The organism is Paraburkholderia fungorum (assembly GCF_003610895.1).
Classification (GTDB): Bacteria; Pseudomonadota; Gammaproteobacteria; order Burkholderiales; family Burkholderiaceae; genus Paraburkholderia; species Paraburkholderia fungorum_B.
This window is the reverse complement of record NZ_MCAS01000067.1, coordinates 209079-236007: the sequence shown is the minus strand read 5'-3', so window position 1 is coordinate 236007 and position 26929 is coordinate 209079. Positions and strand designations below refer to the sequence as shown.

Sequence of the window (26929 nt, the reverse complement as noted above, 5' to 3'; positions counted from 1 at the left end):
GGTATGCGCGGAGACAAACGTGATCGACGACGAACAAGCCGCCGGACTGGTTCGCACGGCGCTTCATGTGAATCCGGTTTCCGCGGCACGGCAGTTACTCACGCAAAGTGGCAACTGCATCTTTCGGGCCGATCTTCCGGAAGGAAAATCGATCGTGTTGCGTGTTAGTCCGCGACGCAACGCCTTCGCGTACACGCGTCACAATCTGGGCATCCTGCGTGCAATGGCGCTACCCGTCCAGACCGTGCTTGCGAGCGGCGACACGGCAACAGGTGGTTCATTCGTTATCCTGAACTGGATACCGGGTCGCGATCTCGCCTATGAACTGCCGCAGATGCGCCGGGAAGAGATGACTCGCGTCGCTGAAGCCGTGACCGATTATCAGAAACGCGTAGGATGCTTGCCGCACAGCGATGGATTTGGCTGGTCGCAGATCGGCGGACACCCTACCTTTGCGCAATGGACGAATATCTTCGGCGAGCCGGCAAATGATTCGATTTCCGCCGACGCAACGCCGCTCTCGCAACTGCGCGCTCGTCTGCGTGCCGTACGGAGATCCGTCGAGCCCCACTTCGCCTCGATATCCCCCACGTGCTTTCTTGACGATCTGACGACGAAAAATGTTCTGGTCGAACATGGTGTGCTACAAGGCGTCATCGATTGCGACACGGTCTGCTATGGCGACCCGCTGATGTCCGTCGGTACGACGCTCGCTCACCTCGCTGCGGACCTTGGCGAGGCCTACCGCTTCTACGGGGAAGAACTGATTCGTTGCTGGCGCCCGCGAGTCGACGCCTTGCGGGCGATCCGCTTCTATGCGGCCCTGTGGGTCGTCGGCTTTCTGGCGGCCGCCGAAGTCGCAGGGGAAATCGCGCGCGCCGCCGAATTGACCGGCATCGCCGACGCTATGCTGCATCTGGCTGAGACGTAAGCATCAACGCGGGTTCTGTACCACCGCCAGCAGGTCGAACAGACGGCTCGCGCCACTATGCGACCACACCCGTCAGCCCTAAACTACGCGCTACGGCCAGCTCTCCTCTGAACTCATGCCCGCTCGCGAAGACCAGAACGACGCGCCGCTTGCCACGCTCCCCGCACCGGCCGGCACAAGCGCACTACAGGACCCCGCTCTGCTGCGCCGCCTGCTACGCGCCAAAGACCGCATGGACGCCGCCTCACACGAGGCCTGGCCCGTCAAGCGTCTGGCTGAGGTCAGCGGTGTCTCCGAAGCCCATTTCGCGCGCTCCTTCAAGCGTGCCTTTGGCCTCCCGCCACACCGCTACCTGCTGACGCGGCGCATCGAGCAGGCCACCACGCTGCTGCGCGACACCGAACTCAGCATCACGGAAATTGCCTTCGCCACCGGCTGGGAGAGCCTGGGCACGTTCGGGCGCATTTTCCACGACATCACCGGCCAAAGCCCGAGCGCCATGCGTCTTGAGACGCAAGCCAACATGCCTGAAATCGATCGCGTACCCGGCTGCGTCCTGAAGGCCGCGCAACGCCCCGACCTCACGATCGCAGTTTTGGAGAAGCGCCGCCGCGTGGCCAAAGATACAGTCCCGCCATCAACCAAGGAGAAATCATGACTCAAGGTATCAACGTGGTGGGTTTGTACGTCGACAACCAGGACGAAGCGCTCACGTTCTACGTCGACAAGCTCGGATTCCGCGTCCATACGGACGTGCGCAACGGTCCCTACCGCTGGCTTACGGTCCAGCATCCTGAACAGCCTTCGTTCCAGCTCGGCCTGTTCACGCCCGGCCCGCCCATCCACGACGAAGCCACGGCGCAAACCCTGCGCGCGATGATCGCCAAGGGGGCCATGCCGCCTCTCGTCCTCGCCGTGACCGACTGCCGCGCCAGCTACGCCGAACTGAAAGCCCGCGGCGTGGAATTCATCCAGGAACCGATAGACCGCTTTGGCAGCGTGGATGCCGGTTTCCGCGACCCCGCCGGCAACGGCTGGAAGATGATCCAGGCCCCGAGGAGCGCGACATGACCGCCAGCCGCTGGATTCGCCAATTTCACCGGTGGATATCCATCATTTTCACGCTGACGGTTATCGCCAACTTCGTCGCCATGGGCCTGAGAAAAGGGCCCCCGCCACCCTGGATCACCTACGCGCCGCTGCTGCCGCTGGCCCTCCTGGTGTTCACGGGGCTCTATATGTTCGCGCTGCCCTACTTCAGCCGCTCTAGTCGCCTCAGCCGCTTTAGCCGCGGGAGTGCCTAACGGCGGCTTTCCGGAAAGTCGGGGTAGTGTTCGAACGTGCGCTTGATGAGTTGGCGAAGCCAGATGTTCGCCGGCTCGTCGTGAAACCGGGGATGCCAGAGCTGGCGAAGCGCGAACGGCGGAAGCTGCACCGGCGGCGGCACAATCTTGACGGTCCCGAGCTTGGCGAAGACGTTCCCAAGCTCCAGCGGCACTGTGGCGATCAGTTCGGGATGCTCGTCGATCAATAGCGGCACGACCAGGAAGTGCGGCGTCGTCAGATACACATTCCGATGGATGCCGTATTCGTCGAACGCGCTGTCATAAGCCGCGCCCGCGCGGCCAGTCAGGGAAACGACAATCTGCGGCATCGTTTCGAATTGTTCACGCGTAATCGATTCGCCGATTTCCTTGTTTCGCACGCTCACCATCGTTACGAACGTGTGCAGAAAGAGTTGTTGCTGGTAGAGATTGTCGGGTGCGGCACGGATTGACCCTAGCGCGAGATCCGCTTCCCCGGACGCCAGCAGTCCCTCGATCTGCTCGATCGGGACTTGCATGGATCGCAGTGTGCAGTTCGGCGCCTCCTCGCGCAGCCGCCGGATGAGCGGCGGCAGAAAGACCAGCTCACCCATGTCCGTCATGCAAAGAACGAAGGTGCGCCGCGCCGTCGAAGGATCGAAGCGCGCCTGCGAAACGACCTCCTGGCGCAAGGTCGTCATGACTTCAACGATCGAAACACCAAGCAGGGTGGCTTTCGGCGTCGGCTCCATGCCTGATGGCGTCTTGACGAACAGAGGGTCCTCAAAAAAGGCCCGCAGCCGGTTCAACGCATGACTCATGGCGCCCTGTGACAACCCCACTTCGGACGCCGCTCGCGTCACGCTTCGTTCGCGGAGCAGCGCGTCGAAGACCACCAGCAGATTCAGATCGAGATCACGTATATGCACAGCGTGCATTCCTTGCATTAGTCTCATTGGCTTGACGCATGATGATGCCGATTCTATCTTGAGGTCAAGCGTGCCAACGATAGGCCGCACCCACATGATGGAGACAAGGATGTTTATCAGGAATACGTGGTATGTGGCCGCCTGGTCGCACGAGGTGGAAAACGAGGCGCTGTTCGCTCGCGTCATCACCGGCATTCCGGTTCTGCTGTATCGCGAGGAAACCGGCCGCGTTGTCGCGCTCGAGGATCGTTGCTGCCATCGCGGTGCGCCGCTGTCGGTTGGCCGGCGCGAAGGCGATTGCGTCCGCTGCATGTATCACGGGCTGAAATTCGACAGCACCGGAGCGTGTGTTGAAGCGCCGGCCCAACAACGCATTCCGCCGCAGGCGAAGGTTCGAACATTCCCGGTTGTCGAGCGGCACCGCTGGATCTGGATCTGGACCGGCGACCCTTCGCTTGCCGACCCGGAGACGATTCCCGACACTCATTGGCTCGACGATCCGCAGTGGCGCAGCTTGCCTGGCTACATTCACTACGACGTGAACTACCTGCTGATCTGCGACAACCTGCTGGACTTCTCGCATCTGCCGTTCGTGCATCCCACCACGCTGGGCGGCCCCGAAGACTATGCCAGGGTGCAGCCCAAAGTTGAGCGGATCGACGGCGGTGTTCGCATCACACGCTGGACGTTGAATACGGATGCGCCGCCGTTCGCCGCCGCCGTCAAGAACTGGCCTGGCAAGGTCGATCGCTGGAACGTTTACGACTTCACCATTCCCGCGATTCTACGCATGGATTCCGGCATGGCGCCCGTGGGCACCGGCGCGCAGGAGGGTGCCCGTGTCGACGCAGCCGAATTCCGTGGCTGCCAGGCACTCACGCCGGAGACGGAAAACTCCACGCATTACTTCTTCGGCCATCCGCACAACTTCGCGATCGACCAGCCCGAGGTCACGCGAGCGATCCATCAGGCGGTTGTCGATGCATTCGACGAAGACCGCGACATCATCACCGCCCAGCAGAAAAATCTTGCACTGGATCCCGGCTTCAGAATGATGCCATTCGGTATCGACGCCGCACTGTCCCAGTTTCGCTGGGCAGTCAATCAGCGGCTTGAAGAAGAGAAACAGCAGACGCCGGAAGCGGCCGCGGGAGCCTGAGATGATTCAGGTGAAAGTGACGCAACTGAAGCGCGAGGCCGAAGGGATTCTCGGCATCGAGCTGCAAGCCGCGGACGGCGCGACGCTTGTTCCGTTCGAACCAGGCGCGCATATCGATGTCCATTTTGCCGACGGTCTCGTCCGACAGTATTCGGTCTGCAACGATGCAGCGGAAACAGACCGCTATCGTCTTGGTGTAAGCCTGTCTGCTACATCGCGCGGCGGGTCGAGCTATCTGCACGCATCGCTTCGCGAAGGTGACTCGCTGACGATCAGCGAGCCCCGCTCGCTGTTTGCTTTGTCACCTGCGGCGGTATCGCATCGTTTCATTGCCGGCGGAATAGGCATCACGCCCATTCTCAGCATGATCCGCTGGTGCATCCGTCATTCAGTGCCCTGGCACCTGCACTATTGCGTGCGTTCACGAACGTGCGCCGCGTACCTCGATGAATTGCGCGCGTTCGGTGACAACGTTCATGTGCACGCCAACGACGAATTCGCCGGCCAGACACCTGATATTCAGGCACTCGTTAGCAATGTGGCGGCCGCGGAGCATGTCTATTGTTGCGGGCCAGATGGACTCATGGACGCCGTACTGCATCACGGCCGGCAATGCGGCATACCGTGCGAGAACCTCCATTTTGAGCGTTTCACCGCACCGCCGCCGCGCGTTGCCGATAACAGTGAACGCGCTTTCACGGTCGTGCTCGCAAAACAGGGACTGCGCTGCGCGGTTGCGCCCAACGAGTCGATTCTCGAAAGCCTGGAGCGTCATGGCGTCCACCCACCGTTTTCCTGCCGGGAAGGACTGTGCCGCAGCTGTGAGCTTGAAGTCCTGTCGGGAGAAGTCGAGCATCGCGATTACGTATTGAGTGAGGATGAACAACTGGCTAACAGATCACTCATGATCTGCGTGTCACGAGCAAAATCAGACGAACTGGTGATCGATCTCTAGTCGTCCCGATCGATCACTCCTTTTCCAGAATGCGCCGTATTTCCCAGAGACCGATAGCCTTCAGCCGCGGCGTCAAACCAGCCGATCCGCGCAACGCTCACAACGCCCGGCTTGCCATAGTCGATCACGGCATGGTCAGGCGGTCATCGACATGAACGAAAAGATCGCTGACAATTCAAGCGGACTTGCACCAGATGTCATATCCGTTAGAGACGAGGCGAATAGTGGCGAACCAAGCACGCACGCTGTTGAAGGCAACCGAAATCGACGCAATGGAGCCGCAGTGCTCCATCCATCCATTGAATGAGCGGGCGGTTCGCCTTAAGAGGTCGCTAAGCGACATGGCCGGGCTCACCCAGTTCGGCTTTCACCTCATCACGCTGCAACCCGGGCACGAGTCCACCGAATATCATCGCCACCTTTACGAAGAGGAATGTGTCTACATCCTCTCCGGCAACGGCGAGGCAATCATCGACGATCAGGTACACGAAGTCGGACCCGGGGACTTCATGGGTTTTGCACGCGGCGGCGCTGCACACACATTGTTGAATACCGGGCACGCTCCGCTCGTTCTTATCGTCGCCGGTCAGCGACTGGAGCAGGACGTTTGCGACTACCCGCACAAGGGCAAGCGTCTATATGCGGCGGGTACCCATAAGGTTTTCGTGGACCTCGCCAAAGAGAGTGAAGATTGAGGACTTCGCGGCTCCGGATTGGCTTGCACGAATAAAAATGCGGGAGGCCAATATATCCTTACGCAGTCATTTCGTCGTGGTGGTGGAACTAGCAGTCTCGCCCCCCGTGTCGGTCCTTGTCGCTAACTGCTCGCTGCAACAGGATCAGCCCCCGGGTCACCGACGTGCGCAGCCGTGTAGATCAACCCCATCAGATGGCCCATTTGCTGCGCAGTGACTTGCTGCCCGGCGGTCTGGTGAACGACGACAAGGTCGTTCATGGGATCGACCACCACGAACTGGCCTGCGTGGCCGTCGGCCCAGAAACCACCGGGCGGCAGATCCATGACCGCCACGCGCCGGTCAGGAAACCCCGTCCACCAGAGATAGCCATATCCGGAATGAAAATACGTTTCCGACCAGGCACGGGTACTTTCCGCAACCCAGCTAGCGGGAACGATAGCCTCGTTATTCCATTGGCCCGAGCGAAGGTATAGCAATCCGAAACGCGCGAGGTCGCGTGCGCTCATATGGAACGGATAGGCCGGAAACACGGAGTCCCGCCCACGGATGTAGCGCCCGTCCTGAGGACGGTAGTCCTGCATCCCGATCGGACTCGCAATGCGTTGCCGGAAGCTTTCGAAAATCGATGTACCGACCGCCCGCTCGTAGATCGTGCCGAGGACATTGAAATCCCAGTTGTTGTAGTACCAGAACGTGCCGGGAGGATGGCTGCCGCGAGCAGGCCGCAATCGCTTCTCCCCAGCGGTTTCGTAGAGTGCGGGGTGATATACGCCGGAACGCGCCTGGAGTAGCTGGCGGACCGTCGCCTCTTTCTCCGCGTCGGTCAGACCGGGAGGCGTATCGTCGATATTCAGGCTTGCCAGGCTTGCGTCAAGATCAATTTTTTTCTCCGCAACGGCGATGCCGATCAGTGCACTGAGAAGACTTTTACGCACCGAATGGACCTCGAGCCTGCGAGTAATGTCACCCCAGCTGTCGAGGATGCGACCGCGATGCACAATCACGAGCGTCGCCGTGCCGATCGACTGGGCATGAGCATGGACCTGCGCGAGCGCATCGGCCGCCCATCCAGCCTGCCCAGGCGTAATCCGGTCCCACTCCGCTCCCGGCCAATCTGCCGCGTCAGATGACTGGCCCCCGAGCGAGATTGGGCTCCGCGTTGCCAGTCCTGCCAGGGCAAGTGCGATAAAGGCCCTGCGATTAACTTTCAAACTCATCTCCTGTGGCAGACGAAAGTCGTGGCAACCCAAGTGAAGAGAGTCGTCAGAATCGACACCACGAACCGTTTAATATCTTGCGTCGGCGCTGCCTGAAGCGCTCACCGAAATCGTTTCGTACGCTGAGACGTTAAACGGTGGATTGCCAGAATTCCGTTGGCAAGTTAATCGGCACAATCTTGCTGAATATTACGGATTGGCGCTGCCCGAAGATGCGATGCGTCGGTCACCGGCGCGTTGTGTTCGCGTGAGGTGTGTTGCGAGGTGGAACCCGGCGCCAGCAGCGCATGCACGACCAGCACCGTATCGGCTAGCCAGACCATGGTCGGCTTTCCTGTGACCTGCCTGGCAGCAGGTCGGGCATGTTGCCACGTCTCTGAAAAGGAGTGCTCTTCAAATCTGCACGGGTCCTTTCACGCCGTGACCATCAACGGATCGGGAGGCGCCTCTTCAGTGCCTGTCGCGCATCACTTCCCACCAATCGCGATGGTCCATTCGTTTGAGTTTGCGCCGTCGCGTCATTTCGCGCCAATAGTGAACGGCGACCAGCAGCACGGCAGCGCTCATCCCACACAGACCGACGACGATTCCTGTCCACGATTCAGCCACGAAACACCCCCTGACGGTCAACCTGATCAAGCGATACGTGTCATTCGTCGTGTCATTCGTCGCGCGGAAGACGGGCGAAAGCCTTCAGAAACATTTGCCCGTCTTGAGTGATGAGAGGTCGTCGCTGCCCGGAAGAGGGGTCTTCCAGCGTGACGAGCTGGCGATCCAGAAGCGCTTCCAGATCGGCACTGTCCAGATTCAGCAGATCCGGCGCATCCTTGAGCAGCATGAGGGTCGCGAATTCATGTGGACTGAGCATCTCCGTCTCCTGGCTGAGCCTGTTGCTTCGCTGGGAACCTGATCCGTTGGCCTCGCCTCGCGAGCAGGATCAATTCGGGGATGGCTGCTGCGGTATGCCGCCTTGTAGCCGGTGACATGTCGCGCGCCAAGGCACCCATCATAATGCTGAGGTGTCCAACAGATCAATATGTGGGAAACGCTTTTTACTGCATATTTACAGCGGCTTCGCAAAGCTGTCGCGGTGCAGCATGGCCCGCCGGCAGGCGAAACGCAATCCGCGTTGCACCACGTGTGGGTCAGCGCACAGACTGGATGCATATCGGACCGATCCTGATGAATATCCTGGCAGCGCTTCCATACGCCAAGGCGGCATACTCGAGGTGAGGCCCGAATGCCGGGCGCTGTAATCGAAACTTGAAGGAGACAACAGTTGACCACCTTCCTATTACGTAACGGCGCGCTTCTCGATCCCACCCACCCTGATCTTCTAGAAGGTTTCGAAGTCCTCATTGAAGACGGCTTCGTGCGCGAGGTTTCCGATAAGCCGATAAAGAGCGGCAGCGCACACGTCATCGATGTCAAGGGCAAGACGATCATGCCGGGCCTGATCGATTTGCATGTGCATGTCGTCGCAATCGAGTTCAACCTGCCGCGTGTCGCGACGCTACCCAACGTGCTGGTCACGCTGCGCGCCGTGCCGATCATGCGTGCGATGCTGCGCCGCGGCTTCACCACCGTGCGTGACGCCGGGGGTGCCGGATATCCGTTCAAGCAGGCGGTCGAGTCGGGGCTCGTCGAGGGGCCGCGCCTCTTCGTATCCGGACGCGCGCTGAGCCAGACAGGTGGTCATGCCGATCCGCGCGCCCGCTCCGACTACATGCCGCCCGATTCGCCCTGCGGATGCTGCGTGCGCGTGGGTGCGCTTGGCCGCGTGGCGGACGGCGTCGATGAAGTACGCCGGGCCGTGCGTGAAGAGCTGCAGATGGGCGCCGACCAGATCAAGATCATGGCTTCGGGCGGCGTGGCTTCACCCACCGACCCGGTCGGCGCATTCGGTTACTCCGAGGACGAGATCCGCGCGATCGTGGCCGAGGCGCAGGGGCGCGGCACCTATGTGCTCGCGCATGCCTATACGCCGGCGGCGATCGCGCGCGCGGTGCGTTGCGGCGTGCGCACGATCGAACACGGCAACCTGATCGACGATGAGACGGCGCGCCTCGTGGCAGAGCACGGCGCGTATGTCGTGCCAACCCTGGTCACTTACGACGCCCTTGCAAGCGAAGGCGAGAAATACGGGCTGCCGCCGGAAAGCATCGCCAAGATCGCGGACGTGCATGGCGCCGGCCTGCACTCAATTGAAATCATGAAGCGCGCCGGGGTCAGGATGGGCTTCGGTACGGACCTGCTCGGCGAGGCTCAGCGTCTGCAAAGCGACGAATTCCGGATTCTGGCCGAAGTCCTGTCGCCGGCCGAGGTGATCGCGAGCGCAACCGTCGTCGGCGCGGAAGTACTCGGCATGCAGGACAAGCTCGGCAAAATCGTGCCGGGTGCTCACGCCGATCTGCTGGTGGTCGACGGCAATCCGCTGAAGTCTGTCGATTGCCTGTTAAGTCAGGGTGAACATATCCCACTCGTGATGAAGGATGGCCGCCTCTTCGTCAACGAACTCGAAGGGTGCTGACCGTGTAAGCGTGCGTGCGTTGTGCCCACCGTCCCTATCGGAGTCTGTTCATGTCGATGATTTCAGCCCGCATCGAACGCCTGCCGTTTTCAGGTTTTCACCGCCGTCTGCTGTTGATGGGTGGCCTCGGCTACACCTTCGATGCGATGGACGCCGCCGTGCTCGCCTTCCTGCTGCCGATGCTGCGCACGCAATGGGGATTGACGAGTGTGCAGACAGGCGTGCTGGGAAGCGGCACGTTCATCGGCTATTTCGTCGGCGCGATGTTCGCGGGCATGCTCGGCGATATCATCGGCCGACGCAAGGTCATGATGTTCGCGCTCGTGATCTACTGTGTGGCCTCTCTCGCCAGCGCACTCGCGAATGATTGGGGATTTTTTCTCGCAACGCGCATTGTCGCCGGGTTGGGAACGGGCGCGGAAAGCGCCATCGTCGCGCCGTTTCTTTCGGAGTTCGTAGCGCGTCGGTATCGCGGGAGTTTCACGGGCAGCCTCGCGGGTTTCTTCTCCTTCGGTTTCGTGGCGGCTGCATTGCTCGGCTATCTGGTGATCCCGCTCGCACCGAATGCATGGCGGGCGGTAATGGTCATCACCGCGCTGCCGATTCTGATGCTGCTCTGGTGGCGCCGTGCGTTGCCCGAATCGCCGCGCTGGCTCGAAGCGCGCGACCGGCATGCGGAAGCCGATGCGATCGTCTCGCGAATGGAAGCAGAGGTGACCCAGGCCGGTTGGCAGTTGGAGCCGCTGCCCGCAGTGAGCAACACCACGGTTCCGCTCGCAGCGGGACGGGCCTCGATCGTCGCGAACGTGAAGGCATTGTGGACAACCAGGCTCGCGCGCATCACAGCCATGACGTGGCTGATGTGGTTATCCATCACCTTCAGCTACTACGCCTTTTTCACATGGATTCCGGGCTTGCTGGTTCAGAACGGGATGACGATCACGCGAAGCTTTTCGTACTCGCTGGTGATTTACCTTGCACAGATCCCGGGCTACTTTTCTGGCGCGTGGCTCAATGAGAAGATCGGCAGACAGGCAACGATCGCGTCATACATGATATTGGGCGGCGTATCCGCACTTGGGCTTGCATTGACGCGCACGGATGCGGGCATCATGGTGTCGGGTATCCTGCTTTCGTTCTTCATGAACGGCACCTATGCCGGCGTCTACGCTTATACGCCGGAGGTGTTTCCCACCGACGTGCGCGCCACGGGCACGGGGCTCGCTTCGTCAATCGGCCGGCTGGGCGCGATCGCGGCGCCTATCCTCGTTGGGTACGTCTATCCACTGCTGGGCTTTGCCGGGGTATTCGGTGCAACGACGCTGGTGCTGCTGTGCGGTGCGATGGCCGTGGTGCTCATGGGAGTGCCGACGCGTGGAAGGTCGCTCGAGGACATTGCTGCAGGCCAGGTCGAACGGTAAGAAATCAGTTGACGGCTCCAGTCCGGCTATCGCCGTCAGCGTGACACCCTCGTGACACCGGTGTATCACGCGCCTCGAATTAGTGAAGCTGTGTTACGTGGCTTTGGCGAACTGACGTTCTTATGACATTATTTGCCAACGCAGACGATGTGAGCGTTAATAGTGCGAAGCACGATGCGAACCACGTCGCGTAGCGAGGCAATCAATACGCAGCAGGCGCTTTGCGGCAGACACAGCTTCGAGCGTCAGACTGCTATCGCGTCATTCACTCAGGGACAAAGCCATGAAATTGACAATCGTCGCACCACTCTTGATCGTTTCGTTACTCGGCACGCCCGCCGCCGTCTTCGCTCAGCAACACGACGACAATCACGGCGGCCCGCCTCAGCACGAAAGACAGAATCCGGGGCACGGAGGCCAGTATGGACGTGGCCACGGGCCTGCGCCTCACGAAGCGTCTTTGGGAGGCCCGGGCGGTCCCGTTCCTCACAGCGATTGGCACAAGGGTGAGCGGCTTCCGGCCGAGTACCGCGATCGCAATTACGTTGTCGACAACTGGCACGAGCACGGCCTGCAAGCGCCGCCTCGCGGCTATCAGTGGGTCGGCGTGAACGGGGACTATGTGCTCGCCGCCATCGCCACGGGTGTCATTGCAAACGTCCTGCTGAACGGACATTAAGCTACCGGATCGAAATCGCCTGCTTTGCACCGCGAAAACGAGCTTTCATTACGCGGATCGTGACCGCAGGTGAACGCGGTGGCCCGTCGTTACGGGCCACCGCCCCACTCCGTATCGCGCGCTGGTGAATACATACACCGCGCCCGAAGCTACCGGGTTATCAGTTGAAGGTGCCTCGAAATTTCTCTTCGGCATCCGAACGAGTATTGATTTCGACAAGCACGCCGCCCGGCACTTCACAGAAGAATCGCGAGCCGCGCTCATGCTTGAACACCTCGGTTTTCATCACGACGTCGGCCGCGGCCATCTGGTCATAAAGCGAGCGAACATCGTCGAGCGTAGGCAACTCGAAGCCGATGTGAAAGTTGTGCGGCCATTCGACCGGGTGGTCGGCGGCGTCTTCGATCACGATGTCGAAGCCTGGACGTTTCAACAACCAGCTCGCGCCTCGCGCGGCAACGGTACAGCCCAGATGAGCCTCGAAAAAACTGGCGGTGGCGCTCACATCGGATGAGGGGAAGCTCGCGTGATTGAGCTTCATGGTGGTGGTGATATCGGTCATGTCGATCTCCGTTGTTCTGGTTCGCTCGTTGCGTTCCATACGGAGAATGTTACGAGTAAAAGCTCGCGTTCAATACTCGCGTCGCCGCGCTCGCGCTGCCCGCCGCTCAGCCTTGTGCTACGGGCGTTTCAGCCCGCGCGCCGGCACCTTGCGTGCAGCGTACTCGCGTTTGCCTTTGGGCTTTTCCTCTGGTTGCGGCGTTTCCGTGGCGAGCGCATCGCCATTCGATTCGGCACTCGCCGACATCATCGTCAGATAGCCCAGCACGGCGGCCGTTACGCGGCGAGTGAGTCCGGCCGTATCCGTCTCCCCTCGCTCACCGGCTTCATCGACGAGACCGCGGACGATCGCCATCAGATCGCGTGCGGCGAGAACCGTGTCGTCCTGCGGCGGCAAATCATCACTCGCAAGAATCTGCGCCAGCAAGGTGTGCATCGTTCCAGTGTCCGGTAGCGCCTCGCGCAACTGCGGTCTGCTCTCTTCGACGTCGAGTAACCTTGCCAGCGTGGGTCTCGCAAACTGTTGCCGCACCGAGCAGCCAATCAGATGGTTGAGCGCGGCCAGTCCGTTCGCGTGATCGAGCGCGCTGCGCGCGTCCTCGTAGAAGCGTTCTTTCTCCCGCAACATGAGCGCGATCGTCAACGCGTCCTTGCCGGGGAAGTACTGATACAGCGAGCCGACGCTGACGCCGGCGCGCTCCGCGACCGCGTTCGTATTGAAACCTTCGAGCCCTTTCATTTCGAGCACCTGCGCGGCCGCTTCGAGCAAGGTGGCAACCATGCGTTCGGAGCGCGGTTGGCTGGGCGCCCTGCGCGGTTTGAGCGGGGACGGAGTCAGCTGTCGAGGCATGCGGCAATCACGTGTATGGATAGTTACGAATAGTTCAGGCTGGCAAGCCAGGAATCTCAACGCCGAACGTTTGCAGTATCAGCACGACATTGAACGACAGGACGACGAATGCCGCGAGCGTAGCGATCACGGCGACAAGCGCGCGGTTTTTGTATGGGCCCATCACGTCCTTGCTGCAGGTGAACCATACCAGCACTGCCATCGGCAGCGGCAACGCGAGGCTCAACACAACCTGGCTGAGAACGAGTGCCTGGGTCGCATTCACCCCAAGCGCCACCACGACGAAACTCGGCACCATGGTAACGGCGCGGCGCACCCATAGCGGGATGCGAAAACCCACGAACCCTTGCATGATCATCTGGCCCGCCATGGTGCCGACCACGGAGCTCGATATACCCGAAGCGATCAACGACAACAGGAAAATCCCCGCCGCCCCAATGCCCAATAGCGGCGCCAGCGTGTGATAGGCCGTTTCGATCTCCGCCACCTCCGGGTGCCCGTTGTGGAATGCACCGGCCGCCATGATAACCATCGCCATATTGATGAGCCCGGCAATGGTCAGCGCGATGACAACCTCGATATTCGAAAACTTCAGCAACTTTGCACGCTCGCTCTCGGTTCTCGCCGGCGCCCGGCCTTGCGTGAGTCCGGAGTGCAGGAAAAGCGCGTGCGGCATCACGGTCGCGCCCACGATGCCGACCGCGATCGTCAGTGCGTTCGCGTCGGGCAATCGGGGAGAAACCGTGTGGGCGAACACGCTCCGCCATGCAATCGGCGTGATGAACAGTTCGGCAAGGTAGGACAAGCCGATGATGCCGACGAGTGCGCCGATCGCCAGTTCAAGCGGACGGAAGCCCGCGCTCTCAAACAACAGCAGGCCGTAGGTCACGATCGCCGTGACCACCATGCCCCCAAGCAACGGCATGTGAAACAGTAACGACAGCCCGATTGCCCCGCCGAGAAATTCGGCCAGATCGGTTGCCATCGCGGCAATTTCGCTTACGCCCCACATGCCCAGCACGACAGGTTTCGGAAACCGTTCGCGGCACAGTTCCGCGAGGTTTCGCCCGGTGACGATGCCGAGCTTCGCCGAGAGCGCCTGAAACTGCATCGCCACAAGATTCGCCAATAGCACCACCCAGAGCAGCGCGTAACCGTATCTGGCGCCCGCCTGAATGTTCGTCGCAAAGTTGCCCGGGTCCATATAGGCAACCGAGACCACCACGGCCGGTCCCGCAAACGGCAGGAGCATCAGCGCACCGCCGCGGCGGCCTTCCAATACCGCTCTGACCGCAAGCGTGGTGCGCTCGGTTCTCGTCGCCGGTCTGGATGCCTTACGAACGCGATCGTCCAAGCTCTTGCTCCTTGCTCATGAGAATGACAGGAGTATCCGAACTACCTGGCAAGCATGGCATTGACGGTTTCGCAGCGCCATTTACGCCGAAGAGACTTCGCAACGGTGGAGCAGTCGTCGCCCCCACGTCGGACAGTGTAATAAATGTACCGCAGAGTGCGATTTCCCACCCGGTTGCGAATCTGGGCAGGCGGATCGCGGACATTGCCGGCCTCCACGCCAAAGGTGCTTTGGAATGAACGCCTGGCGCACCGTCCCCGTGCACTTGACCGGTCTACTCGCGCGAGGAGTAATCTTCGGTACTGGATGGGGAACAGGGGCCATAACCCGGCCCGCCACGGTGGTTCGAACCGCTATGACGCCTGTCCAGATGAAGTCCTCATCAATGCCGAAGTGCGCACTATGCCGGCAGCTTCGAACCCGTCCGGCGACGCATGTTCGCGAGTGAGGACAACACGGTCAATCGACGATATGACTTGAGGAGCCGGATCAATGGGAAGCACCAGCGCAGTTGCGGCGGCGGCGGTCGCCTTCGTGGGTAGCCACTTTCTCCTGTCCCATCCGCTGCGCGGGCGTTTGGTCCGCGCAATCGGCGAAGTGGGGTTCCTCGGTGTCTATTCGGTGGTGGCGCTCGTCACCTTCGGCTGGCTGATCGTGGCCTACCTGCACGCGCCTGTCACGGCGCCGCTATGGGCGGCGGGAGACGTGCTCTGGGCGGTGGTGACCCTCGTCATGCTGATCGCGTCGATCCTTCTGATGGGCTCCCTGATCCGCAACCCGGCGCTTCCCACCGGCGGTCAACCCGGCCCGTTTCCGGAAACAGCGCTCGGTGTGTTCGCGGTAACGCGTCACCCGATGATGTGGGCGTTCGCGCTCTGGGGGCTATGTCACGTCGCGGTATTCCCGGTGACTAAAAACATCATCCTCGCGGCGGCCATTATCTTCCTCGCGCTCGTTGGCGCCGCCCTGCAGGATCGGAAGAAGGAGCAACTCCAGCCGGACCTCTGGCCCGCATGGGAGTCGAAGACGAGCTACCTGCCGTTCGCGGCGATCGCCGCCGGCCGCGCGCGGCTGGCGGGCTTCGGCTCGCACGCGCTGTTGGGCGGCCTCGTTGTCTGGCTCGTCGCGACCTGGGCGCATGGGCCGCTCACCGGCTGGGCCGCGGGCATCTGGCACTGGCTGTAGCGGCGGCCCGGCGACCCGGCGACAATCATCAGGCAGGAAACGGCGGCGCGGCGGGGAAATCCACCGGCACGCGCGCCGGTCCGGCTTTACAGATAGCTGCAGACGTAGTCGAGCGTTTCGATCACGTCGATATCGAAGCGGCTCTTGCCGGGCACCGAAAACGACTCGCCCGCGCCATACGTCTTCCACTCGTCGCCGCCTTCGAGGCGGATGCGGCATTGGCCGGCCTGCACTTCCATGAGTTCCGGCGCGTCGGTGCCGAAATTGAGCACGCCGGGCAGGATGACGCCGAGCGTCTTGCGCGTACCGTCGGCAAAGAGAACCGTGTGCGAAACACACCTGCCGTCGAAGTAGACGTTGGCTCGTTTGATAACTGAAACCTGATCGAATTGCGTTGCGGCCGTCATGGCGGTCTTCCTCTGGATCATCGTGAATGGATGCGTTGGCGCCGCGTCATAGCGGCCGGCGGTGCGCAATCTGCGCGGATCGCCTGCGCGGACTTTCGGTTTGGCGCCAGCCCGCCATCATACAGGCGGCCGATGCCCCCAGTCAGCGTCCCTCGTGCAAGGGCGACTGTGTCAGAGCGATGCTGCTGTGTGATCCTGACGGTCAGTCGACCCGGCGCCAACGGCCAGATTCCGGGCACACGCTGACTGGTTCACCGTTCAGACGAACTTGCTCTGCATCCAGTTGCAAGGAGGCCGAAGGGTCGACATCGAAGGCAAGCTTGAGTGCGTGCCCGACATGAGCGTCTTCGATGGGCAGCTCCCAGGTCAGGAATAGCTGGACCCAATCCTGGTCCGGCGTGAAGTCGGACACATTGAATCCGCTGCTGTGGCGCCGAATGACGCCATGAGGCTGGCACGTATCGAATATCACCGCCGTGCCCCGAGTCAGCGGAATACGAAGGTCCAAAGCGGGGAAATGCAAATCCAGCCCCTTTTCCTCGCTCAGGAAAAGATTACAGAAGACCGCGCCGCCATACTGCTCACCATCATGGTGGTACCGTGCGCCGCGGCAGGCCATGAGGGCTACGTCGCTGGCAGCAAGCACGCCGGGTAATCCAAGCGCGCCAGTCCAATCGGAGATGGCCTGCACGCAGCGTGTGTAGTCCGGCCAGCGCATCCGTGCGCGCGCCAACGGCATGACCTCGACGTCACCGGGCTCGAGAACCATGCGCGACGATATCTCCCTGTCCCAATCCGCAAGCAGACGCGCCGGCGGCGCAGGCACGTCGACCGTGCCTGTTAGCACGATGTCGCTCACGTGTCGGCTGCGCAGGGTGTCGTCACTCCAGAAATAAGAGGTCAGCATGTCTGGCACGCGATGCTGTTGAGAGGGTTGATTCATCTGCGCGATTGTAACGATTCCTGGGAATCGCCTCGGCACAGATCGGCCGACTGCTACCCATCGCCCCAATGAGCTCAGCGGCAAACGCCCTGACATCCTGACTCATGGAGGTTTCGTTCTTTTCCCACGTCGAAGTCGGGGTCCAGATCGAGAAGAAAACGTTCGAGTACCGCGACGAGTGCGAGCGGCGTTTCGTTCATCGGATAGTGACCCGCATTCGCCAGGACCTCGATCGTGGCGAGTGGATATCGTCGAAGATAGGTTTCGGTCATCAGTTTCTGATTGAATGCCGGATCATGCTCGCCGACGATGACCTTCACCGGATGGCCGCCCCCGATTTCATCGCTAAAGTCCGTATCAGCCCACGCGTGAAAATACGCTGCAAACGCCTTCCTTGACGAATGCGCTGCCGAATAGGCCGCTTTCCATTCGACCCACGACGCGGGCAAGCGATGGCCCGTACTTCGATCGATGATCGTCACGCGGTGGTCGCGCCGATCGGCCGCGCCTTCGAACAAGGCGCGCTTATCCGGGTCGAATGCGATCCCGCCGCAGGGTACGGGCGCTAGCGGAATCAGCGCACGCACACGCTCAGGCGCGCACGCGGCGATCTTTTCGATCGCCATGCCGCCCATTGAATGACCCACCAGGCTGAACGTATGAAAACCGAGAGCGTCCGCAAGTGCGAGCGTATCGGCGGCGATCTCGTCGATCGTGTATTCGCCATCGGCTTCTTTCATGCCACCGTATCCACGGTAGTCCATGAAGACGTAGCTGAATCTGTCACGCGATAACCACGCCTCGATCGGCTCGAACGCGTGCGCGTCACCGAACCAGCCATGCAGCACAAGAACGGCATGCGGGCCGTGGCCCACCCGATGGAATGTATTGAGCATCTCGACTCCGAAACGAAGGAACAATTGACCTGGCTGGCGTGGCCGGCCTGTCTTCAACGCATTGAAACGCGGTGTTCGACGGGCATGCGTTGCATCGTAAAGATGAACGGAGCGGCCCGCCTTCGGCATCGGGTCAAAAACTGTAGAATTCGAGCCATGCGCAATACCCTGATCGATCCCTACGAAGACATTCCCCGGAGCGTCGTCGTGACCGCGACCGACTATCCGGCCGGCCTGACGTTTCCCTCGCATTCGCATCGGCGCGGACAATTCGCGTTCGCCTCTCGCGGCGCAATCAGCCTCGCCACGCCAGCGGGCAACTGGCTCGTGCCACCGCAGCGCGCGTGCTGGGTGCCCGCGGGCGTCGAGCACGAAATGACGATGAGCGGTGCGGTCACCATGGTGAACACGTTCGTCTCGAACGAGACGGTACGAGCGGAAGGACTCCCCACTCAGTGCAGCGTGTATGGGGTGTCGCCGCTGCTCAAACAACTGCTCGACGAGGCAATCGATCTGCCCGCGCTGTACGACGCCGGTGGACGCGCCGGCAAACTGATGACCCTGCTGGTCGCCGAGATTGCGGCCGCACCGCAGTTGTCATTGAACGCGCCGTTGCCCGCGGATCCGCGCCTTGCGCGCGTGTGCCGGCGTCTATTCGCGGCGCCGTCGATCACCGTCGATCTGGATGCCGTCGCCGCCGAAGCCGGGATGAGCCGGCGGACCTTCACGCGTTTGTTCCGCACGCAGTCCGGCGTCAGTTTCGGGGGGTGGCGCCAGCAGGTCTGTCTGCTGGCGGCAATCGAGCGCCTGAGCCTGGGCAAACCGGTAACCCAGGTAGCGCTCGACCTCGGATATGCGAGTCCCAGCGCATTCGCGGCCGCGTTCCGCCGTGCACTGGGCGAAACGCCGAGTCAATACATGGAAGCGCGTTCTTGGCGATAGAACAATGGGCACCGCGCGCGCCTGCGTGGGAATCGCGGTGACCACCCACGCCAGGGCACGTGGACTGTCATGCACAACGCTCCGTGCCCGCTCGTTTCCGATGGGAAAAGTTCATGGGCGCGCCCCGTCGAAACGCCCCATGCCGCCGCCACTGGCCCAAATGTTATTATCGGAAACATCGAACGCCGCGCAAGGCAAGCATTTAAGCCAGCCCCCATGGACACGCACCTCACCAAACCCGCCGACCCATCCACTACCGACCTCGGTCGTCGCGTTCGCGCCGCCCGCCAGGCGCAGGACTTGACGCTGGAAACCGCGAGCCGCCTCTGCGGCGTCTCCCGCTCGACGCTGTCCAAGGTCGAAAACGGCCTGATGTCCCCGACCTTCGACGTCCTCCAGAAAATCGTGCTCGGCCTGAAGATCGAGATCGGCGAGCTCTTTGGCTCGACACCCAAGGTCAGCGCCAACGGCCGCCGCGCGTTGACCCGCAAGAACGAAGGTCAGCGCCACGCGTACCGCGGCTATCAGATGGAGTTACTCGCCACGGATCTGGCGCACAAGGCGATGTTGCCGTTTCGCATCCGCATCTCGGCACACACGCTGGACGCTTTCGACGACTGGGGCCGTCACGAAGGCGAAGAGTTTCTATACGTGATTAGCGGCAGCGTATGCCTGTATTCCGAGTTGTACGCGCCGACCCATCTGAACGCCGGAGACAGCCTTTACTTCGACAGCCGCACTGGCCACGCCGCGGTCTCCACCAGCGACGAAGACGCCGAAGTGTTGTGGATGGCGACCAGCGCCGACATTCCGCAGACCTCGGCCACGGCGGAGCCCGCGAAAAAGTAACGAAGGCGTTTGGCGCAAGCCACGGCGCGTATCAACGCGGAGGCCAGTGCACTTCAACGACGCGCCGCCAACGCCCGCTGCGCCAGTTGCGCGATATGCATTGCGTGGCGACCGGTCCCCTGCTCGATCTGCTCACGGCAACTGAAGCCGTTGGTCAGCACGATCGTTTCCGCATTCGCCGCGGTCGCAGCGCGCACAGCAGGAAACAACCTGTCTTCGCCAATCTTCTCCGAAAGCGCGTGATGCTTGTCGTTAAAGCCGAACGATCCCGCCATTCCGCAGCATCCCGTATCGAGCAGTTTCCAGTTCACGCCGAGCTTGTCGAGCAATGCGGTGTCGCCTTGCATACCGAACAGCGCCTTCTGATGACAATGCCCGTGCACGATCACGTCGGCCGCAAGCGCCGGCCATTCGAACGGCTGACGCGCGACGAAATCGGAGAACAGAAATGTTTGCGCCGACAGCTGTTTCGCTAACGCATGACCGGGCAGCTGCTTGAGCAACTCGTCCTTGAACACCGACAGGCAGCCGGGCTCAAGACCGACTAGTGGCACGCCCGCGGCAATATCGTCGCCAAGGTCGTCGAGAATCGTGCCCAGCAACTCGCGCGCACGCTCGAGCAAACCGAAGTCATACAGCGGACGCCCGCAGCACAAACGGTTCTTTGGCAGCACGACGTGCCAGCCCATTTGCGTCAGCACGTCGGCAGTGGCCTGCGCGATTTCGGGCGTAAAGTGGTCGTTGAAAGTATCGACCCACAAGATGACTTTCTTCACCTCACCACCGGCACGCACACGAGCGTCACCCTCAGCCTTGAGCGAGCGCCGCGCAATCTGCCGATAAGTCTGCGTAGCAAACTTCGGCAATTCCCGTGCTTGCGCCACCCCGGCAGCCCATTTCCCGACCGCGGCCAAACCCGGCGCCGACGTCATGAAATTCGTCAGCCGCGCAAACCTTGCCGCCAACGGCGCCCATTCGCCAATCCGCCCCATGAACAGCGCCTGCCGCGGTCGACGATTCGTCTCGTAGTAATGCGAAAGAAATTCCGCTTTGTACGAAGCCATATCCGTGTGCGTCGGACAATCGGATTTGCAGCCTTTGCACGCGAGGCAGGTATCGAGCGCTTCCTTCACTTCGCGGCTTTGCCAGCCATCGGTGAGCACGTCGCCTTGCAGCATTTCCCAGAACAGATGCGCGCGGCCACGCGTCGAATACTTCTCTTCGCGTGTCGCGCGATAGCTCGGGCACATCGTGCCGCCTTCGAGCGAGCGGCACTTGCCCATGCCGATGCATCGCTCGATCTCGCGCTGAAAACCATCCCCCTCCGGGCTCGCGAACGTGAGCTTTGTTTGCAGGCTCACCGGTTTGTACGCCGGCCCCATGCGCAGATTTTCGTCGGCGCGATACGCGTGCACGACCTTGCCTGGATTCAATCGATTGGCCGGGTCCCAGATCGCCTTGAACTGTTCCATTGCCTGCATCAGTTCCGGGCCGTACATGATCGGCAGGAACTCGGCCTTGGCCTGGCCGTCGCCGTGCTCGCCCGACAGCGAACCACCGAATTCGACCACCAGGTGCGCCGCTTCGCGCAAGAACTTGCGCCACGTCGCGACGCCTTCCACGCTGCGCAGATCGAACGTAATGCGAGCGTGCACGCAACCGTCGCCGAAATGGCCGTACAGACTCGTCTCGTAGCCGTAACGATCCACCAGCGCCTGAAAGGCGCGCAGATAATCGCCGAGACGCAGCGGATCAACCGCCGCATCTTCCCAACCGACCACCGGATCGGGCGTGCCCGTCTCCACCGACAAGGCCACCGCCGACGCCCCCGTCTCGCGGATCGACCAGACCTTCGCCTGCAACGCGCGATCTTCGACGAGCATCGCCGACACATTCGGCCCCGCTTCACCCGACGAAAAATACGCCGCAGCGGTTTGCGCCTGCCGCACCGCATCGTCTTGCGTATCGGCGCCGAATTCGAGCACGACCCACGCATCGCCTTGCGGCAGCAGGGCAATCTCGTCCTTCTTCAGACCGCGCGCCTGCAAACCGCGGATGATCGCGCGGTCGAGCCCTTCGATCGCGATCGGCCCGCAGCGCATGAAATGCGGTACGGCGTCCGCCGCGGTGTAGATATCGGTAAAGCCGACCACGACGATCACGCGTTTCGCCGGACTCTTCACGAGCCGCACTTTCGCCTGCAGGGTCACGGCGCACGTGCCTTCGGTGCCAACCAGCGCACGCGCGACGTTAAAGCCGTTTTCCGGCAGCAATTGATCGAGATTGAAGCCCGACACACGCCGCTTGATCTGCGGGAATCTGGCGCGGATCTGATCGGCGTAGGTGTCGCGCAGCCGCTTGAGCGCGGCGTAAATTTCGCCCTGGCGGCCGCCTGCCGCAATGATGCGGTCGAGTTCGTCGTCAGGAGTCGGGCCGACCCAGAAACGCGCGCCATCGAAGGTCGCGATTTCCAGCGCCTCGACGTTCTCGACCGTCTTGCCGGCCATCACCGAATGTGCGCCGCACGAGTTGTTGGCGATCATGCCGCCGAGCGTGCAGCGGCTGTGTGTCGCCGGATCGGGGGCGAAGGTCAGGCCGTGCTTTTCCGCGGCGTCGCGCAAGGTGTCGCAGACTACACCCGGTTCGACGAGCGCGACGCCCGCTACTGGATCGACCGACACGACGCGGTTCACATACTTGCTGGCATCGGCCACCACCGCGACGTTCACGCATTGGCCGTTCTGCGAGGTGCCGCCGCCGCGCGGCAGGAAGGGCACGTCATTGCGGCGGCAAGCGGCAAGCGTTTCCACCAGATCGTCGACGTTCGACGGCACGACCACGGCGAGCGGGACCTGCCGATAGTTCGACGCATCCGAGGCATACAGCGCTTTCGAACCCTGATCGAAGCGCACTTCGCCGCGCACACTACGCCGCAGATCGGCTTCGAGTGCCTGCAGCACGGCGGCAGTCCCTTGAAAGGGCCTGGCAACCCGCGGCGCTTTCAAGGTGCTATCGGCCACGGCGCTCAGCGAAGCATGCACGCCCGCGCCCTGTTCTTCATCCAATGACGTTCCCACCGCGTCCCTCACGTCTTGTGTCCAACGCCCGCGCCATGGCCTGAGCCGCGCATCACGCAGCCTGGCTCGCGGTCATCTTGAAGATGCCCTGCGCGTTGCCCGCGTCGAAACGCAGGTCCGTTTCCCAGCGGCGCGCGTCCTGGTCGAAGGTCCGCTTGCGCGTGATGAACTCGTAGAACGAGCCCGGCACCTCGCGCGTCACGATGCTGCCGTCGGCCGCACGGAATTCGCGCCGCACGATATCCGCGCGGTACGCGGTCTGAAACACGCGGCCCGAGCGCGAACGCTCGACTTCCGGCTTCATCGGCCGCCCCTTCGCCTTTTCGTCGTCGGAAAGCTGGAACACGTCCGCGACGCGATCGGTGGCGTGATTGAAGGCGTTGCCTTCGGTCGCGATCCACGCCATTTCCGCCGACTCGTTCAACAATACTGCGTAATCGGCCTCGCGTGGCGTCTCATGCTGACGTGCGAACGCGCCGACGATCACCGGCAGCAGCGCATGAGCCGCCTCGAGCGGCAGCACGCCGTCGCGTTCGAGCTCCCACAAGTGGCCCGCGGCTTGCGGCGTCAAGGGATCGCGCGAGGCGCCGATCACGTTGGTCACCGCCTGCTGGAATGCCGTCGAAAACCGCTCGGGATGCAATTCGCTGACGAAGAACTGTGCGATTTCATCGGGGGCGTCGTCATGCGCCCAGGCGCGGCCCGTCATGCCGAGACGGTCGAGCGGATAGCGGCCGTTGATGCTGAAGCCGAGCGGCCGCAGGATGCGCGCGAAAGCCGCTTCGCCCGGCGGCAACGCGCCGCTCGCGGTCCAGCGCACGGTGCGCAATGCGCCGTGGTCGAAATAGACGCTGCCGCCGGCGGCGATCGTCTCCTCGGTGTACTGGCGGCCATTCGCCGAGCGCGCCAGCAGATCTTCGAACAGCGCCATGTTCATCGCCTGCGCCAGTTCGGCGCGCGTGACCGCGCCATCCTCCCATTCGTCGAGAATTCGCGGATGGTTCAACGTGGCGAACAATCTGGCAGTTTTCTCGGCGCCGCGCAGTTTCAGCAGCAATTGTTCGACATTCGCATTCTTGATGTTTCGCATATCGGTTCCGGGCGGGGTGCGGCGGGCGCGCTTGGTGCGTGGGAAGGTGCCCGGCCGGCACGGCTTCTGGACGCAAACGCGGCATCGTTGAAGGCGAGATTATTCAAATTCGCAGCGTTGCCGTAAAGCGAGATAAAATCGCCACTTGATGCGTTTTTGGAATCAACGTGCGAAAGTTCAAGATCCCCAACATGGGTGCGTTGCTCGCTTTCGAAGCCGCCGCGCGGCACGAGAGCTTCACGCATGCGGCGCGCGAACTCTTCCTCACCGAGAGCGCGGTGTCCCGGCAGATCAATACGCTGGAGAGCAATCTCGGCGTGCGGCTGTTCGTGCGCGTCAAACAGCGCGTGGTCCTGACCAAGGCGGGCAAGGTCTATAGCGCGCAGGTGCGGCGCTCACTGGAACAACTGGACCGCGACACGCTGTCGATCATTGCGCACGGCAGCGGCGGGGGGTATCTGGAACTGGCGGTGCTGCCCACTTTCGCCTCGCAATGGCTGATTCCGCGGCTGGCGGCATTCAACGCGCAGTATCCGGATGTGCGAGTCAATATGGGCGTGCGCACGGGCACCTTTCCGTTTGCCGATACGCATTTCGAAGCGGCGATCCACTACGGCAAACCGACCTGGCCGGGCACCTCGGCGGATTTTCTGTTCAGCGAGGAAGTCGTGCCGGTGTGTGCGGCGAGTTTGCTGACGCGGCCAGTCGGGACGGCAGCCGATCTGCTGGACTACCCGCTGCTGCATTCCACGACCCGGCCGGACGGCTGGGCATCGTGGTTCGCCGGTCTCGGTGTCGACGACACCCGGACGATGCAAGGCGTCCGCTACGAACTCCACACCATGCTGATCAGCGCCGCCGCTGCCGGCCTCGGCATCGCGCTCGTGCCGCGTTTTTTCGTCGACGCGCAACTCGACCAGCTCGGACTCGTGATACCGCTCGACGTGCCCGCGCTTGCCGACTCGGCGTATTACCTGGTCTACCCGACCGAGTTGAGCCACGGCAAGCCGCTCACGAGCTTTCGCGAGTGGCTGCTGCGGGAAGCGGCTGCATACGGTGCGGTGAATCCCGAACTGGCAGGCAATCCCGCTACCGATTGATTCAGCACCAGGCGCCAAGCGACGGGCGACGGGCGCTACGCGCCGGCTTGTTCGCGTGCCTGCGCCAACGCGCTCAAATTGCCTTCGCCGAAACCGTGGTGCCCTTGCCGCTGCACGATCTCGAAGAAAATTTCACCGGCACCGCGTCGCACAAAGGTCTGAAAGAACAGCAACGGCACGCCGTCGGCGCCGATCTCGCCATCCACCAGCACATGCGTGCGCCTGAGCCGCTCGACATCGAGCCCATGTCCGGGCAGGCGCGCATCGAGTTGCTCGTAATAGCGCGGCGGCGGCTCGACGAATTCAACGCCGTTCGCGAGGAGTTGCTCGACGCACGCAAAGATATCGTCGGTGGCAAGCGCGAGGTGCTGCACACCTTCGCCCGGATGATCCGGCAGATACTCGTGCATCAGATTCGTGCGGCGCGTGCCCTCTTCATACAAAGGCACGCGGATCGCGCCGCACGGCGACACCATCACGCGCGATTCCGCCGACACATGCCAGTTCGCGTGCAGCTCGTGGATCTCACGGAAGTTGAGCAGGTCGCGATAAAAATCGAGCCACTCCTGCATCCGGCCCTCGCCGACCGTTTGCGTCAGATGATCGACCGCAACGAGACCGGTGCCCGCGTGATCCAGATCGGCTTGCGCGGTATCGATCTCGATTGGACGGAAGTCGATATCGAAGATCGAGATGTCGCCCAGGCCGCCGCGTTGGCCGCCACGGCCGCGCCAACGGTCGACGAAATAGATGTGCGAATCGCCGATGCCCTGGATCGCCGGAATCAGCAGTTCGCCGGTGCCGATGCGCTCACCTTCGAACGCCCATGCGCCGAGGTCGATCGCGCGGTCGAAGGCGCGCTGCGCATTGGCCACGCGAATGCCGATCGCGCAGATGCCCGCGCCGTATTCCTCGGCATAGCGCTCGGCGAATGAGTCCGGCTCGGCGTTGATCAGGAAATGCATCTCGCCCTGGCGATACAGCGTGACGTCCTTGCTGATATGGCGCGCAATCGCCTTGAAACCGAGTTTCGTGAAAGTCTCGCCGAGCACCTTCGGCTCGCGCGAAGCGAATTCCACAAATTCGAGGCCGGCGGTGCCGAGCGGATTGTGCTCAGGCGCCGACACGGCGCGTAGCGCGGCGTCTGGAGTGGGCAAGTCGCTGGGCATGGCAATCTCCTGGTACGGTTTTTCGTACAGCGTTCCGGGTATTCGTGATGTTTCCGCGGGCTGGTGCAAGCCGTCGTCCACTCGCAGTGTGACACCGCGTGTGCGCTGCGTCGCGGCAATGCGGCCCACGACGGCTTTTGCACGAGTTCTTCACAATAAAGTTGAGAACTGCGAGTTCCGCTGAGCATCGCGCTGGGACATTCCGGGTGTGGCCTCAAGTGCTTGTAAAGTTGCGAACTAAAACCGTCGGCAGCCATGTATTGCCGCACGCTTGACAATTAAGTTGAGAATCGACCCTCGTGTAGCGAGCCGGTCAGGCCATGTTGATACGACATAGCGGGACGGCGTACGCGCGAATTTTACATGAGCCGAGCGCACGCAACGTCGCTGAACGATGTCCCCATGCACCGCTCTCTAACACGCCGTGTCGCCAGGTACATCCTCAAGCGCTGCGGCCAGCATGTAGCAAGGGGGAGAAAAGCTCAGCTATCTGTCGACGGGTTTTGGGGACCTGAGGCGATGCTGCGTCACGCGTCAAATGGCACGGCGAGTTGCTTGCGATAAAGCGATGCGCGTAAAAAGTGTCGCTTGAGCGCAAAGTACTGGCGAATCGAGCCGAAGCACGAGACGAAGGCCCGCGTGTGCTGAGGGTCGCGGAACCCGCGCATGCGCCCTCGCGTGGG

27 protein-coding genes and 1 pseudogene are annotated in these 26929 nt (G+C 62.0%); 14 read left to right on the top strand and 14 right to left on the bottom strand.

From position 1 onward, the window contains the following. Nucleotides 1–19 precede the first annotated feature (19 nt). From BCY88_RS36645 to BCY88_RS36630, 4 genes are all read left to right on the top strand, one after another. Nucleotides 20–931, top strand: a complete 912-nt coding sequence (locus tag BCY88_RS36645) for a phosphotransferase family protein (protein WP_183081541.1) — start codon at nucleotides 20–22, stop codon at nucleotides 929–931. Nucleotides 932–1046: 115 nt separating this feature from the next. Beyond that, entirely contained in the window at nucleotides 1047–1589 is a 543-nt protein-coding gene (locus tag BCY88_RS36640) for a helix-turn-helix domain-containing protein (protein WP_120348948.1), read from the top strand. Further along, complete coding sequence (locus BCY88_RS36635) at nucleotides 1586–2002, top strand: VOC family protein (RefSeq protein ID WP_120348947.1); 417 nt, start codon at nucleotides 1586–1588, stop codon at nucleotides 2000–2002. Before BCY88_RS36640 ends, BCY88_RS36635 begins: the two co-directional genes overlap by 4 nt. Next, nucleotides 1999–2235 (top strand): hypothetical protein, encoded by a 237-nt coding sequence (locus BCY88_RS36630; protein ID WP_120348946.1) that lies wholly within the window; start codon nucleotides 1999–2001, stop codon nucleotides 2233–2235. Before BCY88_RS36635 ends, BCY88_RS36630 begins: the two co-directional genes overlap by 4 nt. On the opposite strand, the gene BCY88_RS36625 is transcribed toward BCY88_RS36630, so the two are convergent. After that, nucleotides 2232–3173 carry a LysR family transcriptional regulator gene (locus BCY88_RS36625; protein WP_120349021.1) on the bottom strand — a complete coding sequence of 314 codons (942 nt, stop codon included), beginning with the start codon at nucleotides 3171–3173 and terminating at the stop codon, nucleotides 2232–2234. The two genes, BCY88_RS36630 and BCY88_RS36625, sit on opposite strands and share 4 nt — an antisense overlap. Nucleotides 3174–3273: 100 nt before the next feature. Here BCY88_RS36625 and BCY88_RS36620 point away from each other — a divergent pair, with 100 nt between their 5' ends. The 3 genes from BCY88_RS36620 to BCY88_RS36610 all read left to right on the top strand — a co-directional run bounded on the left by BCY88_RS36620 (nucleotide 3274) and on the right by BCY88_RS36610 (nucleotide 5973). Beyond that, nucleotides 3274–4323: an aromatic ring-hydroxylating dioxygenase subunit alpha gene (locus BCY88_RS36620; protein ID WP_120348945.1), complete on the top strand. Its 1050-nt coding sequence runs from the start codon at nucleotides 3274–3276 to the stop codon at nucleotides 4321–4323. Nucleotide 4324: 1 nt separating this feature from the next. Further along, on the top strand, nucleotides 4325–5278 hold the full coding sequence (locus BCY88_RS36615; protein ID WP_120348944.1) for a PDR/VanB family oxidoreductase: 954 nt from the start codon (nucleotides 4325–4327) through the stop codon (nucleotides 5276–5278). Nucleotides 5279–5550: 272 nt separating this feature from the next. After that, entirely contained in the window at nucleotides 5551–5973 is a 423-nt protein-coding gene (locus BCY88_RS36610) for a cupin domain-containing protein (RefSeq protein ID WP_259461629.1), read from the top strand. Nucleotides 5974–6095: 122 nt separating this feature from the next. Here the strand turns inward: BCY88_RS36610 and BCY88_RS36605 are convergent, their stop codons facing one another. The 3 genes from BCY88_RS36605 to BCY88_RS36600 form a co-directional block, all read right to left on the bottom strand. After that, complete coding sequence (locus tag BCY88_RS36605) at nucleotides 6096–7193, bottom strand: serine hydrolase domain-containing protein (RefSeq protein WP_120348942.1); 1098 nt, start codon at nucleotides 7191–7193, stop codon at nucleotides 6096–6098. Between the two features lie 164 nt (nucleotides 7194–7357). Then, nucleotides 7358–7516, bottom strand: coding sequence for a hypothetical protein (locus tag BCY88_RS40050; protein ID WP_183081540.1), 159 nt, complete (start codon nucleotides 7514–7516; stop codon nucleotides 7358–7360). Nucleotides 7517–7854: 338 nt separating this feature from the next. Beyond that, entirely contained in the window at nucleotides 7855–8061 is a 207-nt protein-coding gene (locus BCY88_RS36600; RefSeq protein WP_120348941.1) for a hypothetical protein, read from the bottom strand. A gap of 411 nt (nucleotides 8062–8472) precedes the next feature. On the opposite strand from BCY88_RS36600, the gene BCY88_RS36595 reads away from it, so the two are divergent. The 3 genes from BCY88_RS36595 to BCY88_RS36585 all read left to right on the top strand — a co-directional run bounded on the left by BCY88_RS36595 (nucleotide 8473) and on the right by BCY88_RS36585 (nucleotide 11823). Next, nucleotides 8473–9723 carry a metal-dependent hydrolase family protein gene (locus BCY88_RS36595; RefSeq protein WP_120348940.1) on the top strand — a complete coding sequence of 417 codons (1251 nt, stop codon included), beginning with the start codon at nucleotides 8473–8475 and terminating at the stop codon, nucleotides 9721–9723. Between the two features lie 50 nt (nucleotides 9724–9773). Continuing rightward, nucleotides 9774–11144, top strand: coding sequence for an MFS transporter (locus tag BCY88_RS36590; RefSeq protein WP_120348939.1), 1371 nt, complete (start codon nucleotides 9774–9776; stop codon nucleotides 11142–11144). Nucleotides 11145–11427: 283 nt separating this feature from the next. Beyond that, nucleotides 11428–11823 (top strand): RcnB family protein, encoded by a 396-nt coding sequence (locus BCY88_RS36585; RefSeq protein WP_120348938.1) that lies wholly within the window; start codon nucleotides 11428–11430, stop codon nucleotides 11821–11823. A gap of 160 nt (nucleotides 11824–11983) precedes the next feature. Here the strand turns inward: BCY88_RS36585 and BCY88_RS36580 are convergent, their stop codons facing one another. The 3 genes from BCY88_RS36580 to BCY88_RS36570 all read right to left on the bottom strand — a co-directional run bounded on the left by BCY88_RS36580 (nucleotide 11984) and on the right by BCY88_RS36570 (nucleotide 14588). Continuing rightward, a complete protein-coding gene (locus BCY88_RS36580) occupies nucleotides 11984–12385 on the bottom strand; it encodes a VOC family protein (protein ID WP_120348937.1) in 402 nt (133 codons plus the stop codon). Between the two features lie 117 nt (nucleotides 12386–12502). Then, entirely contained in the window at nucleotides 12503–13165 is a 663-nt protein-coding gene (locus BCY88_RS36575; protein WP_310796142.1) for a TetR/AcrR family transcriptional regulator, read from the bottom strand. Between the two features lie 103 nt (nucleotides 13166–13268). Then, nucleotides 13269–14588, bottom strand: a complete 1320-nt coding sequence (locus tag BCY88_RS36570; RefSeq protein ID WP_120348935.1) for an Nramp family divalent metal transporter — start codon at nucleotides 14586–14588, stop codon at nucleotides 13269–13271. Nucleotides 14589–15080: 492 nt separating this feature from the next. Between BCY88_RS36570 and BCY88_RS36565 the strand changes: the two genes are divergently transcribed. Continuing rightward, a complete protein-coding gene (locus tag BCY88_RS36565; protein WP_120348934.1) occupies nucleotides 15081–15773 on the top strand; it encodes an NnrU family protein in 693 nt (230 codons plus the stop codon). A gap of 86 nt (nucleotides 15774–15859) precedes the next feature. On the opposite strand, the gene ppnP is transcribed toward BCY88_RS36565, so the two are convergent. The 3 genes from ppnP to BCY88_RS36550 form a co-directional block, all read right to left on the bottom strand. After that, nucleotides 15860–16180: a pyrimidine/purine nucleoside phosphorylase gene (gene ppnP / locus BCY88_RS36560; protein ID WP_120349020.1), complete on the bottom strand. Its 321-nt coding sequence runs from the start codon at nucleotides 16178–16180 to the stop codon at nucleotides 15860–15862. A 202-nt stretch (nucleotides 16181–16382) separates the two neighbouring features. Beyond that, on the bottom strand, nucleotides 16383–17123 hold the full coding sequence (locus BCY88_RS36555) for a hypothetical protein (protein WP_259461621.1): 741 nt from the start codon (nucleotides 17121–17123) through the stop codon (nucleotides 16383–16385). A gap of 74 nt (nucleotides 17124–17197) precedes the next feature. Further along, complete coding sequence (locus BCY88_RS36550; protein ID WP_120348932.1) at nucleotides 17198–18019, bottom strand: alpha/beta fold hydrolase; 822 nt, start codon at nucleotides 18017–18019, stop codon at nucleotides 17198–17200. 156 nt (nucleotides 18020–18175) lie between these two features. Between BCY88_RS36550 and BCY88_RS36545 the strand changes: the two genes are divergently transcribed. Both BCY88_RS36545 and BCY88_RS36540 read left to right on the top strand, forming a co-directional pair. Continuing rightward, complete coding sequence (locus BCY88_RS36545) at nucleotides 18176–18961, top strand: AraC family transcriptional regulator (protein ID WP_120348931.1); 786 nt, start codon at nucleotides 18176–18178, stop codon at nucleotides 18959–18961. Nucleotides 18962–19177: 216 nt separating this feature from the next. Continuing rightward, complete coding sequence (locus BCY88_RS36540; RefSeq protein ID WP_120348930.1) at nucleotides 19178–19810, top strand: helix-turn-helix domain-containing protein; 633 nt, start codon at nucleotides 19178–19180, stop codon at nucleotides 19808–19810. A 53-nt stretch (nucleotides 19811–19863) separates the two neighbouring features. Here the strand turns inward: BCY88_RS36540 and BCY88_RS36535 are convergent, their stop codons facing one another. Together BCY88_RS36535 and BCY88_RS36530 are read right to left on the bottom strand one after the other, a co-directional pair. Then, nucleotides 19864–22887, bottom strand: coding sequence for an FAD-binding and (Fe-S)-binding domain-containing protein (locus BCY88_RS36535; protein ID WP_120348929.1), 3024 nt, complete (start codon nucleotides 22885–22887; stop codon nucleotides 19864–19866). Nucleotides 22888–22939: 52 nt separating this feature from the next. Further along, on the bottom strand, nucleotides 22940–23977 hold the full coding sequence (locus tag BCY88_RS36530) for a DUF1338 domain-containing protein (protein WP_120348928.1): 1038 nt from the start codon (nucleotides 23975–23977) through the stop codon (nucleotides 22940–22942). A gap of 167 nt (nucleotides 23978–24144) precedes the next feature. Here BCY88_RS36530 and BCY88_RS36525 point away from each other — a divergent pair, with 167 nt between their 5' ends. Further along, the gene (locus BCY88_RS36525) at nucleotides 24145–25077 is read left to right on the top strand and encodes a LysR substrate-binding domain-containing protein (RefSeq protein WP_120348927.1); all 933 of its coding nucleotides are present in this window, start codon (nucleotides 24145–24147) and stop codon (nucleotides 25075–25077) included. Nucleotides 25078–25112: 35 nt separating this feature from the next. Here BCY88_RS36525 and BCY88_RS36520 read toward each other — a convergent pair whose 3' ends face one another. Together BCY88_RS36520 and BCY88_RS36515 are read right to left on the bottom strand one after the other, a co-directional pair. Next, nucleotides 25113–26246: a 4-hydroxyphenylpyruvate dioxygenase family protein gene (locus tag BCY88_RS36520; RefSeq protein WP_120348926.1), complete on the bottom strand. Its 1134-nt coding sequence runs from the start codon at nucleotides 26244–26246 to the stop codon at nucleotides 25113–25115. 527 nt (nucleotides 26247–26773) lie between these two features. Next, a pseudogene (locus tag BCY88_RS36515) lies at nucleotides 26774–26929 on the bottom strand (IS6 family transposase); the annotation flags it as partial.